General features: G+C 70.2%; 14 protein-coding genes. 2 read left to right on the top strand and 12 right to left on the bottom strand.

The window, feature by feature from the left end; all coding sequences use genetic code 11:
• Window positions 1–63: 63 nt before the first annotated feature.
• The 11 genes from HED23_RS10585 to HED23_RS10635 all read right to left on the bottom strand — a co-directional run bounded on the left by HED23_RS10585 (window position 64) and on the right by HED23_RS10635 (window position 10139).
• On the bottom strand, window positions 64–561 hold the full coding sequence (locus HED23_RS10585; RefSeq protein WP_203183137.1) for a hypothetical protein: 498 nt from the start codon (window positions 559–561) through the stop codon (window positions 64–66).
• A gap of 25 nt (window positions 562–586) precedes the next feature.
• On the bottom strand, window positions 587–1351 hold the full coding sequence (locus HED23_RS10590; RefSeq protein WP_203183138.1) for a hypothetical protein: 765 nt from the start codon (window positions 1349–1351) through the stop codon (window positions 587–589).
• A gap of 97 nt (window positions 1352–1448) precedes the next feature.
• Complete coding sequence (locus HED23_RS10595) at window positions 1449–2012, bottom strand: hypothetical protein (RefSeq protein WP_203183139.1); 564 nt, start codon at window positions 2010–2012, stop codon at window positions 1449–1451.
• Between the two features lie 127 nt (window positions 2013–2139).
• A complete protein-coding gene (locus HED23_RS10600; protein WP_238441913.1) occupies window positions 2140–2835 on the bottom strand; it encodes a hypothetical protein in 696 nt (231 codons plus the stop codon).
• 32 nt (window positions 2836–2867) lie between these two features.
• Window positions 2868–4373 carry an ATP-binding protein gene (locus HED23_RS10605; protein ID WP_203183140.1) on the bottom strand — a complete coding sequence of 502 codons (1506 nt, stop codon included), beginning with the start codon at window positions 4371–4373 and terminating at the stop codon, window positions 2868–2870.
• 26 nt (window positions 4374–4399) lie between these two features.
• A complete protein-coding gene (locus HED23_RS10610) occupies window positions 4400–4852 on the bottom strand; it encodes a DUF6238 family protein (RefSeq protein WP_151510112.1) in 453 nt (150 codons plus the stop codon).
• Between the two features lie 25 nt (window positions 4853–4877).
• Entirely contained in the window at window positions 4878–6344 is a 1467-nt protein-coding gene (locus HED23_RS10615; protein ID WP_203183141.1) for an SCO6880 family protein, read from the bottom strand.
• A gap of 133 nt (window positions 6345–6477) precedes the next feature.
• Complete coding sequence (locus HED23_RS10620; protein ID WP_203183142.1) at window positions 6478–7887, bottom strand: SCO6881 family protein; 1410 nt, start codon at window positions 7885–7887, stop codon at window positions 6478–6480.
• Window positions 7888–7915: 28 nt separating this feature from the next.
• The gene (locus HED23_RS10625) at window positions 7916–8596 is read right to left on the bottom strand and encodes a hypothetical protein (RefSeq protein ID WP_203183143.1); all 681 of its coding nucleotides are present in this window, start codon (window positions 8594–8596) and stop codon (window positions 7916–7918) included.
• Complete coding sequence (locus HED23_RS10630; protein WP_023421641.1) at window positions 8596–8904, bottom strand: DUF6112 family protein; 309 nt, start codon at window positions 8902–8904, stop codon at window positions 8596–8598. Before HED23_RS10630 ends, HED23_RS10625 begins: the two co-directional genes overlap by 1 nt.
• A gap of 89 nt (window positions 8905–8993) precedes the next feature.
• Complete coding sequence (locus HED23_RS10635) at window positions 8994–10139, bottom strand: C40 family peptidase (protein ID WP_203183144.1); 1146 nt, start codon at window positions 10137–10139, stop codon at window positions 8994–8996.
• Window positions 10140–10719: 580 nt separating this feature from the next.
• Between HED23_RS10635 and HED23_RS10640 the strand changes: the two genes are divergently transcribed.
• Entirely contained in the window at window positions 10720–11466 is a 747-nt protein-coding gene (locus tag HED23_RS10640; protein WP_203183145.1) for a DNA-methyltransferase, read from the top strand.
• 98 nt (window positions 11467–11564) lie between these two features.
• Here the strand turns inward: HED23_RS10640 and HED23_RS10645 are convergent, their stop codons facing one another.
• Window positions 11565–12497 carry a DUF5655 domain-containing protein gene (locus HED23_RS10645; RefSeq protein ID WP_203183146.1) on the bottom strand — a complete coding sequence of 311 codons (933 nt, stop codon included), beginning with the start codon at window positions 12495–12497 and terminating at the stop codon, window positions 11565–11567.
• 388 nt (window positions 12498–12885) lie between these two features.
• Between HED23_RS10645 and HED23_RS10650 the strand changes: the two genes are divergently transcribed.
• Window positions 12886–14088, top strand: a complete 1203-nt coding sequence (locus tag HED23_RS10650; protein WP_203183147.1) for a serine/threonine-protein kinase — start codon at window positions 12886–12888, stop codon at window positions 14086–14088.
• Window positions 14089–14128 lie beyond the last annotated feature (40 nt).

A 14128-nucleotide genomic window follows, 5' to 3' on the forward strand; every position in this document is an offset into this window, starting at 1 on the left:
GCTGGTAGAGGCCGCACGGTGGCGGTCAGCCGGGTGCCCCGCCGCAGCAGGGCACCCGGTCGGTCAGAAGAAGGGATTCTCTGTCGGCCGGTCGGCCCCGGTGGCGGCTCGGAGCAGTTCGGTGAGGTCTTCGGGCTCGGACGACCTCTGGTCTATCCACCACCCGGCACGGGTCACCGTACGAGCGTTCTCCTCGATCTCCGCCCACTCCGCTTCGCTGGTTGTGCCTTCGGTGACCAGTGCGGTGTAGGCGTTGGTCAGGATCTGGTGACGACAGCGCACGCCCCAGGGAACGGCCCGCTCGGTTCCCTCCAGGGGAGGCATCCGGTACTGCTCGGACCAGGCTTCGGACGCCGTCTGCTCCTCGGCGCGCTTCGCCTTGAGCCAGGCAGCCTTGTCCTGCTCGCCGCCCTCGTTCGAGACACGCCAGCAGTCCGTGCACTCCTGCCTGGCGAGCCACTCGGCGAAGCCGGCACGGCGGTCGGCCGGTCGGTCGGACAAGTCGCGGTCGGCATGGTGACCGCAGGTGTGGTCGATGGGCCAGATCGTCTTCACGGCCATGGAAGGGCCTCCTTGAGGAGTTGGATCAGCGGTCGCGGGAGTACGCGACGCGGGGGTCAACCGGCCGGACCGCCGGTGTGGTGACGGCGGCGGCGGGGACCGGCGCCCTGCCCGGGATACCGGCACGGGCCAGGCTGGCGGCGAGCACGGCGGCGCTCAACGGAGACGCGCGAGCGGGACCACGACCGCGCTCACGGCCAGCGGTCGGCGTGGCAGGAGGGCTGTGCCGAGCCGTCACCTCTTGAGCGAGGCGGGGCTGCACTGCGACCTGGAGCCCCGAACGGTGCAGGGCCACCGTGGCGTCGGCGACTTTCCCCAGCGCCTCGACGCGATCGGTGGTCGCGGGGAGCGTGTAGATGTCCAGGCTCGAGTTGTGCCGCCAGCCGTCCTCCACCAGCGCGAGCCCGCTGAGGCCGGAGACACGGTCGTCGAGGGCTGCGACGATGCCGAGCTGCGGGTGATCGGCGAAGGCGACGTCTGGTGCACCGAGCGGACCGCGGTCGCGTACCTGTGCCGTGTCGGGCGCCAGCGCAGGGTCAAGTGCGACGTCCACATCGACCTGGTAGCCGGCCTTGCGCAGCACCTCGATGGCCCGGCTCGTACGGCCGTGTCCGTCACGGTTCTGGTCGGCCAGCGCGTACAACGTCGGCTGGTCTGGGACGGGATGGAAGTCGAATCCCCTGAGCATCCAGGTGCTGGCCGCGAGGTTCTTCGGGTTCGCGGCCACGATGCCGTGGACGGGGTGGTGGCCGAAGGCCAGGTCGGGCAGCACGTCGTAGTGGCTGGGCATGGCAGATCCATCCGAGGCGGGTGCGGTTACAGGTGCGGGCGACGGGCGGATCAGTTCTGAGGGTGCGGTGCACGGAGGACTCCTGGATCGCGGTCGGTCAGAGCCGGGGAGCGGATGAGGAACTGGCCGGCGGCGGCGCGGCCCGCGCGGAAGACTCCGGCGGCGGACCGGTCGGGAGCAGGCGCTGGCCGACCGACGGCGAAGAGGCGAGAGCGACACTCGCCCGGGATGGAGCGGAGTCGGGCGGGAGCACGGTGGCGGCGCGCGCCTTGCCGGAACGTTCCTGCTCCTGGCGTGGCGGTACGCCAAGCTGGTCCAGGCGGGCGTCGACAGCGGAGAGGAGATCCGGCACGCTGCCGCCGTGGCGCGCATGCGGGCCGTCCGGCTCGGAGTCGTAGATCACCTCGTAGACGGCAGGCTCGACGGACCGGTGGCGGGTGACCATCCAGCTTTCCGGGGACTCGGGGTGCTCGGAGGGTGGCTCCTGCGGCGGCGAGATGATCAGTGAACTGCCGTCGGGAAGCCCGGCGTGGACGATGTAGTCGCTGAGGCCGTACTCGACGGTGCCCTCCAGGCCGCGCTGCCCGAGCGCGGAACAGAGGGCAGTCTGAAGGCGACGCGGATCGGACGTGGCGGTCGGGGGCGGGGTTTCGTGGAGCATGGAGTTCTCCGTTGCGAACACCCCGCCGCACGGCGGGAGCCGACGGGGCGTGGAGCTTGAAGGAGTGCGGGTCCATGAGGATCCGGTGATCGGGCAATTTGGCGCTGCCGTGACTGCGTGCTAGGGATCACCGCGAGCGACCGGGAGCCGGCGGATGCGATGCCGGCGGGACCTGGGGCGAAGCAGGTGATCCGGCACGGGCGTTGTGCGTCGAGCGGGTCAGGGCGACGCGAGCCCGCTCGGTCTGCGCCGGCCGTTCGGTGTCCGCTCGGTGAGCGAGGTATTCGCCGACGCGCACCAACGCCGGCCCCTTGACACCCAGTTCGTGTGAGTAATGCCAGCCTTCGGTGTTGCGGTGCTCCTCGGCACGCTCCTGGTAGAGGTGGAGCACGCTCGGCCGCGAACCGTCCATAAGCGCCATGACGCCGTCCCATTCGTGCCGCAGCTCCTCCGCCCGGAAAAGGATGTTGTCGATCCCGCGTATCCGACGGAGGTCGTCACTGATCGGCCCCTCGACGTAGTCGGGGCCGTCGGCGGCGGCGCGGACCCCGGCCAGCACCTCGGGTCCGTGGTCGAGGAACACCTCGGCGTGCTTCCACGCTTCGGCGTCCCGCTTCACCTTCCCGTCTCCGTAGACCTTGTCGTCCAGCGGCCAGCCGTCCGCGTCGCAGAGAGAGTCCGAAACCGCATCCCAGGCGTCGCACGCCTCGTTGATCCCGGCGGCGGCCGAGGCCAGTGCCGGGAGGTGCCGTCGCCACGCCAAAGGGTCGGTTGCCTGCGACGGCTGGTTGTCACCGGAGGAAGGAGTAGAAGAAGCAAACATGATCGATTCCCGTTGCTGTGCTGGTCGTTGGGCTAGGCGGCCATGCGGGCGTCGGTGTCGAACAGCTCCCGCTCAGCCGGGTGGAGGATGTGCTGGGTGATGAACGAGCGGCCGGCGACCTTCCACAGACCTCGGCCCTTGGTCAGGGCGGACACCGCCTGGGTCTCGACGCCGGTCAGGCCGAGCAGAGATGCAGCGGCGGCGAGCTGGTCGGGCTCCTGGCGGTAGATGATGCGCGTGCTGCAGTCCGCGAGGAGCCCCTCGGCCAGGACTCGGCCGCGTGAACCGGCGTCGCCCGCCGAGAGCAAGTCGCTGAGCCGGTGGATCACCATCAGGTTCGCGATGCCCAGCCCGCGGGAGAGCTTCCACTGGCTCTGCATCCGCTCCAGCAGCCCGACGTGCCGCATCAGCCGCCACGCCTCGTCGTAGATCACCCAGCGCCGACCGCCATCGGGATCACTGAGGGCTGACTCCATCCACGCGCTCGCGCACGTCATCGCGAGCACCAGTGCCGTGTCGTCACCGGAGCCGCCGAGACGGGAGAGGTCGATGGACAGCATCGGTGTGGTCGGGTTGAACGACACGGTGCTTGGCGCGTCGAACATGCCGCTCAAGTCGCCGTGCACGAGACGTCGCAGGGCGTGGGCGAGGTCCTGGGCGGCTGAACCGAGGTGCCCCGCCTGGTGGCCGAGGGCGTGGTCGAGGCGTTCGGGGGAGCCGAGTACGTGCGCGATCTCGCCGAGCAGCGGCACCGTGCCCCGGGCGGCGGCGTCAGCGACGACCAGATCCAGGGCCAGGTCGAGGGCGGTGTGCTCCATCGGCAGCAGGTCGCGCTTCAGCACGGTGCGGGCGAGGCTGGCCAGCAGCAGCAGACGGCGGTTGCGAACCTCCGTGAACCAGTCCTCCTCGCTCACGGAGGCGGGGCGGGCCGGGGCGTCCAGCGGGTTCAACCGTCCAGGGAGCCCCGGGCCCAGGGCGATGCTGTAGCCGCCGAGGGCTTGCGAGACACCGGTCCACTCCCCCTTGGGATCGCAGGGGATGTAGATCCGGTAGCCATGGGCGATCGACCGGGTGGCGATCGACTTCGCCAGCGCGGACTTGCCCATGCCGATGATGCCGGCCAGGACCGCGTTGGGGTTGGTGAAGCCCTCCACCCTGCCACTGTTGTAGAGCGAGAAGGGGTCGAAGCAGAAAGCCGCTTCCGCATGCACATCGCGGCCGATGAACACCCCTTCGGCGCCCAGGCCGCCCTCGGCCACGAACGGGTATGCGCCGCTGGCTGTGGCGGTGGTCATCCGGTGGGCGGGCAGGGCGAGCTTGCCGCCGCGGGCGGAGGCCGGACCGGGGCGACCGGCGAGCGGGTAGGTGGGCCGCAGATCCGGGTTGAGGGTCTGCTCGGCGCGGTGCTTGGGTGGGTTTCCGGCGAGGCGTGCCTGGCGGCGGGCTTCGGTGAAACCGGCTCGGGCGGCCCGCTGTTCGGCGCGTGTCGTCTTACGGGGCACGAACAGAGGGGAGGCGCTGGCGCGGGTACGGGGCATGAGCGTTTCTCCAGATGAGGGGTGGGTCAGCGGCGGACGAGGCCGGTGAACGGGGCGTGCAGGTCTGCCGGGGTGGTGCGCCGCCGGACGAGATGAGCGGTGCGCTGATGGCGCTGGCAGATGGTCAGTCCCGGTGCTCCCTCCGGAAGGCCGGCCTGGCACGCCTCCGGTGCGGGGATCTCGCCGGAGTCCGGCCGGGGCGCCGCGTGGTAGGCGGCGTGGAGGTGCTCGGCGGCCTGCCAGATGCGGGTGCGGGCGGTACGGAGCTGGTCGCCCTCGACCGCGACAAGCTGCCCGGTGCGACCGGTGTGGGCGTCGAGCAGCCCGTACAGCGCGACGAGGTGGGCGTGCAGGGCGTCCAGCTCGGCCCGGCTGGTGACCAGCGGGCCGCCCGGGATGTTGAGCGCCCGGTGGAAGTCGAGCGCGGCGGTGGCGAAGGGCACGAAGTCCTGCGCGGTCGGGCTGGCGGTGCGGGACATGAGGGTGCTCTTTCGAAGGGAAGGGTCAGGCAGCGAGCGCGAGCGGCAGGGCGGCGGCGGTGAATGCCTCGGCCTGCTGCCAGGTCAGCGGCCGGAGGTCGAGCTGGGCGCCGACCGCGGCGGTCTCCACGACGGCGCAGGCGGTGCGCAGCTCGTCCTCGGTGTCGGCCGAGACGGTCAGCAGACCGGTCAGGGCGACGTCGGCGTGCCCGGCGATGAGCTGGCGTTCGCGGGACTTGATGTCCTGGTACTCGATCGAGTCGGCCTCGGAGTCGACCTGGCCGCGCCGGGCGCGTTCGGCGGCGTCGGCGATCACGCTGGACTTCTTGCGCTGCACGTCGCGCAGGGCGGCGTCGAGGTTCTTCGGCTCGTAGGAGAGCGACAGCGTGCGCCGGACGCCGCCGGTGAACAGGAGCTGGTGCAGGAAGCCGGCGCTGGTCTCGGTGCGCGGCCAGTTCTCCACCCAGTAGGTGGCGTGCACGGCGGTGTCGGTGGCGATGTGGTCCGCCTTCTCGACGACCACGACGGGGCCGGCGGCGGCGGGCTCGGCCTCGGGGCGACCGGCCGTGGACCAGCGGTCGAGTGTCGCCAGCGCCTTCGGGTCGTAGGAGGTGCGCACCACGGCGGCGATCTCGCGGGCGGTGAGCCAGCCCGTCGGGGTGAGACCGGCGGTCCGCGCCGCCTGGTCGAACGTGGAGGTGAGCTGGGCGAGGACGCTGAAGGCACCGGTGAGACCGCCGCCAGCCTGGTTGATCAGCCGACGGGCCGCCTTGGTGTCCAGGGACACCGCGACGTACGCCTCGTGCGGGGCGGCTGCGGGACCGGCGCTCTGGATCAGCTCGTTGTAGATCGCGCCGGCCATCGGGGTGTCGGGGCGGCCGTGCTCTTCCCAGTAGCGGCGCAGCGCGTCGCCGGAGTCGGGGATGGTGCGCTCGATCACCTGGATGCGGGCGATCTGCCCGGTACGGGCGAGAGCTGCCAGCGCGCGTCCCCAGCCGCCGACGTTGGCCTGCTGGGTGCCGGGGTCGAGCAGTGCGTAGGCGCGGGAGGAGACCTTGACCACCGCGGTCAGCGTCCCGGTGTGCGGGTTGTGGACGGCGCCGTATTTGCCGTCGGGAGCAGTGGTTACGCGCAGGCTGGCTGCGGTGCCGGGAAGGTGGAGCAGTCCCTCGCGGGTCGGCCGGCGGGAGGGCCGGGTGAGCCAGACGAGCTGGCCTCGCATCCGGCGCAGCGCGTATCGGACGACGATCGGGGCCCAGTCCGCCAGAGCACGGCCTCGGTGGCGGACAAAGATGAGCAGGGCGATGACGGCCCACAGCGGGATGAGCTGGAGGGCGCCGACCACACCGCGGGCGAGGATCACGGCGAGCAGGAGAAGGCCGGTGAGTCCGGCGACGGTCAACTGCGGGACGGTCAGGCCGAGCAGGACGCCGCGCCTGCTGCGGTGCGGGAACTTCACGGTGGGCGTGGAGGACTGGTGCTTGCCGGACATGGTGGTTCCAGACGGTGGGAGTGGGCGGAGGACGGGGCGCGCGGCGCTCTTCTGGACGTCATGGCGAAGCCTTCCTGCTGGTGGGGGAGGCGGGGGCGGGCCGTGGAGTGCGGCCCACCCCCGGGGATGTGGGTCAGGAACCCGACGGCGGCTGGGTGGGATGCACCCAGTTCGTCGATGTCGCGGAGCCGGTGGCCGACGGCCCGGACGCGGACGCCGGAGTGCCCGAGGCCGAAGGTCCGGGGTCGGCTGGCGGCATGGAGGTCATGTCGCCGCCCGGAGCCGATGCGCCTGTGAGGGGACCGGAGCCGACCGCAACGCCTTGGGCAGTCGATTCGGACCCTTCCGGTTCGTCCTCGCCAGGACGTGTGATCAGTGGCGGGATCCCGGGGCGCTGAATCAGCGCCCGGCCCTTGTCGCCGCTCGCGTTCGGGTCTTCGCCGTACCGGAAGCGGGTCTGCTGCTTGGGCGGCCCGGCGTCGATGCCCTCCTTGCTGAGGTTGCCGCCGGAGGGGTTGATACCGGAGGCGACGCCATCGGTGCCCGCGCCCGGGACCTGGTTCGGACCCTGCGGAGCGGGGGCGCCGGTACCGGCCCGCAGTGCGAGGCTGCCTGCGGTCTTCGCCGCTCCTGCGGCGACCGCCATGCCGGCGACGCCGGTACGGTGCATGTCGTCGTGGCCGCCGCCATCGCTGGCCCAGTGCACGAACTTGTACGTCGCGTAGGGGCAGAGCAGCACCAAGACCATCACGACGATGCCGGCCATCGCGTCCGACAGGGCCGCCATCCCGTCGCTGGCGTCGGTCTTGCCCATGGCGGAGACGCCGATGAGGAAGACGACGGTCATCAGCAGTTTGGAGACGATCAGGGTGCCGGTGGCCTCGATCCAGCCGCGCCGCCACCGCTTGGCGACTTCCCAGCCGCCGCCGGCCCCGGCGAATACCGCGAGCGCGACCATGATCAGGACGCCGACCTTGCGGGCGACCATCACGCCCCAGTAGAGGAAGGCGCCGATGCCACACCCGAAGGCGACCAGCGCGGGCACACCCCAGCCGAGGCCGTACATGGCCCCCATCTGATCAACCTTGATCACACGACGGATCGCGTCGTCGATCGAGGTGTTGGCGGCTTTGAAGAGGCCGTCGGACAGTGCGTCCACTACGGTGATGGCGACGGTCGTGAAAGCGATTGCGGAGAAGCTGAACAGGACTCCGGTCATGGTGCCGAACGCCGCCTTGGCGAGGGCACGTTCGTCTCGGCGCCAGGCCGCGGTCATGAGCTGGATGCAGAAGATGCCGACGGTCAGGGCGAGGCCGATGGGCAGCAGCAGCTCGTAGTTGTCGCGGAACCACCCGGCGTTGAGGTCGATGGCCGTCGTCTTGTTGACGGCCTTGGCGGCCAGGTCGGCCGCGCTGGACGCCAGCTCGCCCGCCGACTTCGCGATCCACGCGCCGAGACCGTCGGTGACGGTGCCGGCGGGGTTGGTGGCGAAGTCGACGGCGCCGCACACCTTGTCCATCAGCGGGAAGTCGCAGACTCCCATGGGTCGTACCTCCGTTCTGGGGCGAGGGTCAGGGCGCGACGGACGGCATGACGCCGACCAGGGCGCAGGGGTGGTCGGGCCGGCACTGGACCGCGAGGGTGGTGGACCGGCTCTCCGCGCCGCCGGCGGACGAGCCCTTCCAGCAAATCGACTGCTTGCCGGAGACCGTAACGGCGTAGACGTACGCCTGGGTGATCGCCCCGGGGTCGTCCTGGAGGGCCTGGGTAAAGGCGTGCGGGAAGTGCCCCTCGTTGATCTTGGCGGTGGCGACCTGCTTGTTGGCCGCCATCTCCCTCCACAGCACGGCCGAGGGGACCGCCTGGTCGACGGAAGCCGGATCGGCGTACTTCGACTCCGTGGTCAGCCAGCCGCGCAGCGCCTTGCGCAGCTCGGGCTGCGAGTACGCACGGGTGTCGTACGACCACAGCGCTGCGGTGGCGGCCTTCCCGTACGTGATCGGGTCGTGGGTTTTCGGCGGAACGGGCAGAGCGCGGGGCCTGGTGTGCGGCCCGGACGGCGCCGCGGTCGACGAGGATGCCGTGGGCGAACTCGGCGGTGGGGAAGCGGTATCGGAGGGGCTTCGGCCCTCGCGGGTGAGGTAGGCGGCCATGCCGGCGAGGGCGACGAGCACCGCCAGGACGGCAGTGCCGAGCAGCGCCCGGCGGCGCACGCGAGATGCGCCGCCGGGGTGGGTGGTGTGCTGAGCCATCAGTGGACCTGCGTCCCGAGCGTCGAGAAGAACGCCACGACACCGTTGGCCGCACCGAGAAGAAGGGCCGCGCCCGCGCTGACCAGCACGCCCTTCTTCCCGTTCGCCTCGGCCTGGTGGCCACCCGAGTGGTGACCCCAGGCCCATACGCCCGCGCTGACGGCGAGGGCGCCGACCACGGCGATGAGCCCGAACAAGTTGATCGAGCCCATCACCTGCTTGAGGACGTTGAGGCCAGGGAGCCCTCCCTCGTTCGGCTTGATTCCGGGGTCGTAGGCGAGCTGTATGACCTGGTCAGCGAGATACATGGGTACTCCAGTTCGAATGAGCGCACGCCAAAGCCCGGCGGGGCGAACCAGCGGTGCGAGGGGAGGTGAGGAGGGGGGAGGAGCGCCGGTCAGACGACTCGGCGGGCCGCGAGAATCCGCGATTTCCAGGACGCGACGGTGGTGATCCGCACGACGTCACCGGTGTGCGGGGCGTGGACGATCAGGCCCTGCCCGATTGCCATCCCGACGTGTTCCGGTACGGCGGCCGTCCCCTCGGTGAAGAGGAGGTCGCCCGGCTTGAGGGCATCGACCGAGACGGCCTTGCCGTCCTTGACCTGCGTGTACGTGGTCCGCGTCAGGGTGACCCCGGCTGCCTTGTACGCGCCCTGCATCAGGGAGGAGCAGTCGCAGCGGCCCATCGGGTTCTTGCCGTGGGAGTCGGCGCACGTGCCGCCCCACTGATACGGCGTGCCGAGCTGACCGAGTGCCCACCGGATCGCCGTCTGCACCTTCGGCGGCGCGGAGGCGGGGATCTTGTACTCGTCCGGCAACGCGCCCGCCGGGATGGTGCCGAAGTCCGTCCCGTCACCGTCCGCCGAACAACCCCCCGCGGAATCGGGAGAAGGGCTGCCGGTGTCGGCAGAACCGGACGGCGACGGGCTCGGCGATGCACCGCCGGCCTCCCGCAGCAAGGGCTCGATGGCCTTCTGCAGCGCGGTGGCCAGCGGCTCCCACTTGGCGTACGCCTCGGGGAAGCCCGACTTCTGCACCGCCTGGGCGGCCTGGGTGACAGAGAGGGACTGCCAGCCGGAGACCTTCTTGAGCCGCTCGTAGAACTTCGTCGAGGCGTGCACCGGGTCAAGGATCTGGCGGGCCGTGCCCCAGCCCAACGACGGCCGCTGCTGGAAGAGACCCAGCGAATCGCGGTCGCCGTAGGTCAGGTTTCGCAGGCCGCTCTCCTGCAGAGCGGTCGCCAGGGCGACGACCTGCCCTCGGGCGGGGATGTTCATCGCGACGCCCGTGGCCTGGATCGTCTTGGCGTTGGGCACCTGGTCGGCAGGAGCGTCCAGGCCCGGCACGGAGACCGAGCCCTTGTCGCCGCCGTCCAGGATGGCCTTCACCTGCTTGGCGACGGCGGAGGTGTCCACACCTTGTGCACCGCCGGTCGAGCACGAGGCTGAGGCGGTCCCGGCGCCGATGCCGAGAATCGGCAGTGCCAGCAGGAGTGGTCCGGTGGCGCACAGACCGACGAGGGCTCCCGTCGTCTTCTTCACGACCGCCGCCGTTCAGCACGACGGCGGTGCGGACCAGTCGACGGAGGTGGGTCGGGGCGCGGGTGTGTCAGGGCATGCTGCATCGCAGCGGCTCCTTGGTGTTCGTAGGAGGCGCGGTGCCGACTTCTCGTGCAAAGCCGTCGGCACCGCGCCGATGTGCATCCGCCTCTCGGCGGGCCCGGGTCAGAAGAGTTGGTAGCTCCAGGACGCCGGTTTCAGGTCACGCGCGGCAGCCAGCCGCGCTCGTAATCTCAGGCAATGCACAGGGGCCTCCTCACGGCGCTCGCGGGCAGATGGGCAACATGCCTCCGACGCCGCCCGATTGGACGAGACAGCACGGATAAGCACAGCTCAACGAGGGTGGAGCAAGGCTCCTTCCCGGTGGCACGGCGAGACAGTAGACCGGGATTCCGGCCGCACCAAACGACTGCCATCCAGGGGCCCGAAGCTGCGAACCACCTCGTTAGGCGCGGCCGGAATTCGCCGTTAACCTCCGCTGCAACCTCGCACCGGATGCGCGCCGTTGAGCGCTGCCCGGAGCAGGTCCAGACTCCGCCGCGCCCGAAGAGAGGCCCTCCCCATGAGCTACACGCTGCACCGAGGCGACGCCCTGACCGTCCTGAAGTCCCTCCCGGACGAGAGCGTCCAGGCGGTGATCACCGACCCGCCGTACAACTCCGGAGGCCGCACCAGCTCCGATCGAACCGGCCGCACCGCTCGCGCCAAGTACGTCACGAGCAACTCGGCGCACGACCTCGCCAACTTCCCCGGCGAGAACCGCGACCAGCGCTCCTACCGCTCCTGGCTCACCGAACTTCTCACCGAGGCGTACCGGGCCTCGACCGAGCACGCGGTCGCGATGGTCTTCACCGACTGGCGACAGGAGCCGACCACCTCCGACGCCCTCCAGATGGCGGGATGGACCTGGAGCGGCACAATTCCGTGGATCAAGCCGTCCAGCCGGCCCCGCAAGGGCGGGCCCAAGCAGGACTCGGAGTTCATCATCTGGGGCGTCAAGGGCTCCCTCGACAACACCCGCGACCTCTACCTGCCGGGGCACTACATCGCCTCCCAGCCCCGCAAGGGCCGGGTTCACATCACCCAGAAGCCGGTCGAGGTCATGCAGCAGCTCGTCCAGGTCTGCCCCGAGGGTGGCACCGTCCTTGACCCGTTCACCGGCAGCGGCTCCACCGGGGTCGCGGCCCTGCGCGAGGGGCGCCGCTTCGTGGGCGTCGAGCTGTCCGCGCACTACGCGGACGTCGCCGAGGAGCGGCTGCGGGCCGAACTGACGAAGAGCGACTTCGAGCTGGCCGGACCGGAGGCATGAGCGTGAGAGCGGAGAGAGGCCAGGGCCGGCGGCCCACAGACGCCAGAGGGCGGCTGATGCATCGACTAACCGATGCACCAGCCGCCCCTCCTGTTACGTCAGGCCGCCTCGAACGCCCGCCGGATCAGCGGCGCCGCCTTCTCCAAGTCGGCTGCCGAGACGACGCGGGCCTCCAGGTCGCCGGTCCCGAGGTGTCCGATACCGCGCATGTCCCGGGTGAAGCCCTCCTCCAACTTGACCGTGTCCGGGTCGAGTCTGAGGTACACCAGGATCGCCTCGTGCTTCGGACGGAAGATCACCGACGACCGCCGGTAGGCGATGTAGTGCCGCAGGGACGCCACCTCCACCTCGCCCCATGCCGTGAGCGCCTCGTCCAGTTCCGCGTACAGGTCCTGCAGGCAGCCAGGGACCGCACCCGCGGCGGCAGTCGCCTGAGCGGATGTCTTCCCGCCTCCGCCAGCGGCACCAGCCGTGACCTCCCGCTCGCGGCTCTGGCGACGATCCGAGACCTGTCTCGTGGATCCGGGAGTGGACTCGATCAGCAGCAAGCTCAGCAGCCCACCCTCGAAGACGCGGTAGCGCACCAGGTCGACCCGCTCGCGCAGACGATGCACTGCGACTCGGTCGTGGTGCGAGAAGCCAGCGGCGATGCAGACCATCCGAGGGTTCCGCCAGTCGATCGACTCGGCGGCCTCGGAGCCCAGCTTCTCCTTGACCAGGGCCTCGAACTCGTGGCGCGCGGAGTCCAACCACGAGAGATAGGAGACAGCCTGAGATAGGACACCGCTGTCGGCGCCTTTCTTGTACTCGATCAGCGCAGGTGTGCCGTTCTCGTCCAGGCCGAGCGAGTCGATCCGGCCCCGGTGCCAAGGCCCCGTCGGGTACTCCGACGCCAGGAAGCGGATGCCGAGCATGGCCTCCATGCCTGCCTCGACCCGCCGCTGCAGCTCCACCTCCAGCGTCACCGTGGAGCCGCGCAGCTCGACGTCCTGGCCTTCGGTATCCAGCCGGAACAGCTTCAGGTCGGTCACCAGCGTCTCCCTCTGCGTGATCTCTACGGGAGAAGCAATGGAAACCGGGCCCCTGGCTATTCCGATCGGGTTGTGAGCCTGCTTCGTCTGCCAGGCCTGCTTTCAGGACAGCCGCGCGTACATCTGTGGGCCCCGCTGCGGAATCTGGACGGACCAGGGTGGTATTCACTGAGACCATTGAGCCACATCTATAGCGGCCTAATTCCGGACATGAGTCTGGAGGCTGGCCCAGTCCGATGTGATCACTTTCTCCTGTGGGATGCCGATCAGTAGGCTGTAGCGGTGATTCGTCGGTGCCATGCCCCTCGTGCTTCGCTTCTTCTACGGCGGAGCGGGGGCATGCGCCGAGCGAGGGTGTGCTTTTGCTGCGGGAGTCAGGGGGTGAGCGGTGAGCGGCGCGTCTGTACCGTCGCGTATCGGGCCGTACCTCGTCGAGCGGCGGCTCGGCGCGGGCGGGATGGGGGAGGTATACCTCGCCTACTCGGTCGCGGGTGAACCGGTCGCCGTGAAGGTGATCCGGCCCGACCGCACGGATCCGCATACGCGTGCCCGATTCGAACGCGAGGCGGCGATGGCGCGCACGATCTCTGGTACGGGTCGTGTGGCCCGTTTCATTGAGGCAGACCCGTTCGCTGAGCAGCCCTGGCTGGCCATGGACTACGTTCCCGGCCGCCCGCTCTCCGATGTCGTGAAAGATCAAGGCCTGCTGTCCACGCCACTCGTGGCGAGTCTTGGCGCGCTGTTGGCCGAGGGGCTTGCCGCTGTGCACGCCGCGGGGCTGGTGCACCGTGACCTGAAGGCGCAGAACGTCGTCCTCGGTGACTTCGGTCCGGTGATCATCGACTTTGGTCTGGGCGCTTTCGTCGGGGCGTCCAAGGGGTCGCTCACGCAGGCCGGCGTGGTCATCGGCACCGTGCGTTGCATGCCGCCTGAGCAGGCTCTGGGTGAGCTGGAGGTGACTCAGGCGGCTGATGTGTACGGGCTGGGCACGGTACTTCTGTACGCGGCGACTGGGCACTATCCGTACGACGGCGCCCGGTGGGAGGCGGTGGCTGCGCAAGTGGTCAACGCCGAGATCGGGCCCGACCTGTCCGGGCTGCCCGCCGAACTGACCCCCGTCGTGTCGGCCATGCTGGCGCACAAGGCGGAGGACCGCCCCTCCCTGGAGGAGGTGACCCGGCAGTGTGCCGATCTGATGCGTCTGCTGGGTACGAGTCCGGCCCGGGCACGGCGCGCTCTCATCCAGGAGACGACGCCGAGGGACCATCCCACGATGGTGCTGCCTCAGCCTGATACGCCCATGCTGGACCGGCTCGACTCGCTGGAGAGGCAGCTGCGCGAGGAGTCGGCGGCCCCGGCGGATAACGTCCCCGCCTTGCCGTTCGATGGTGAATCCAGCTCGGACACTCCGGCCCAGGGCGATGTCCAGAGCGACGTCGAAAGCTCGCTCGTGTCCGTGCAGGAATCCCCCAGCGAACGCCCGGCCGAACCCGCGCCGAAGAAGGGTCGTCCCCCCGCTTCCCGGCGGGTCGCCGACGAGCTGCGGAAGCGCTACGCGATGGGCCCGGCGCTGGCCTGGTCGAAGCGCTGAACCGCTCTTCCTTACCTTTCGCCGACGGGGCCGGTCCGGG

Origin of the sequence: Streptomyces pratensis, from assembly GCF_016804005.1 — a bacterium.
GTDB lineage: Bacteria > Actinomycetota > Actinomycetes > Streptomycetales > Streptomycetaceae > Streptomyces > Streptomyces pratensis_A.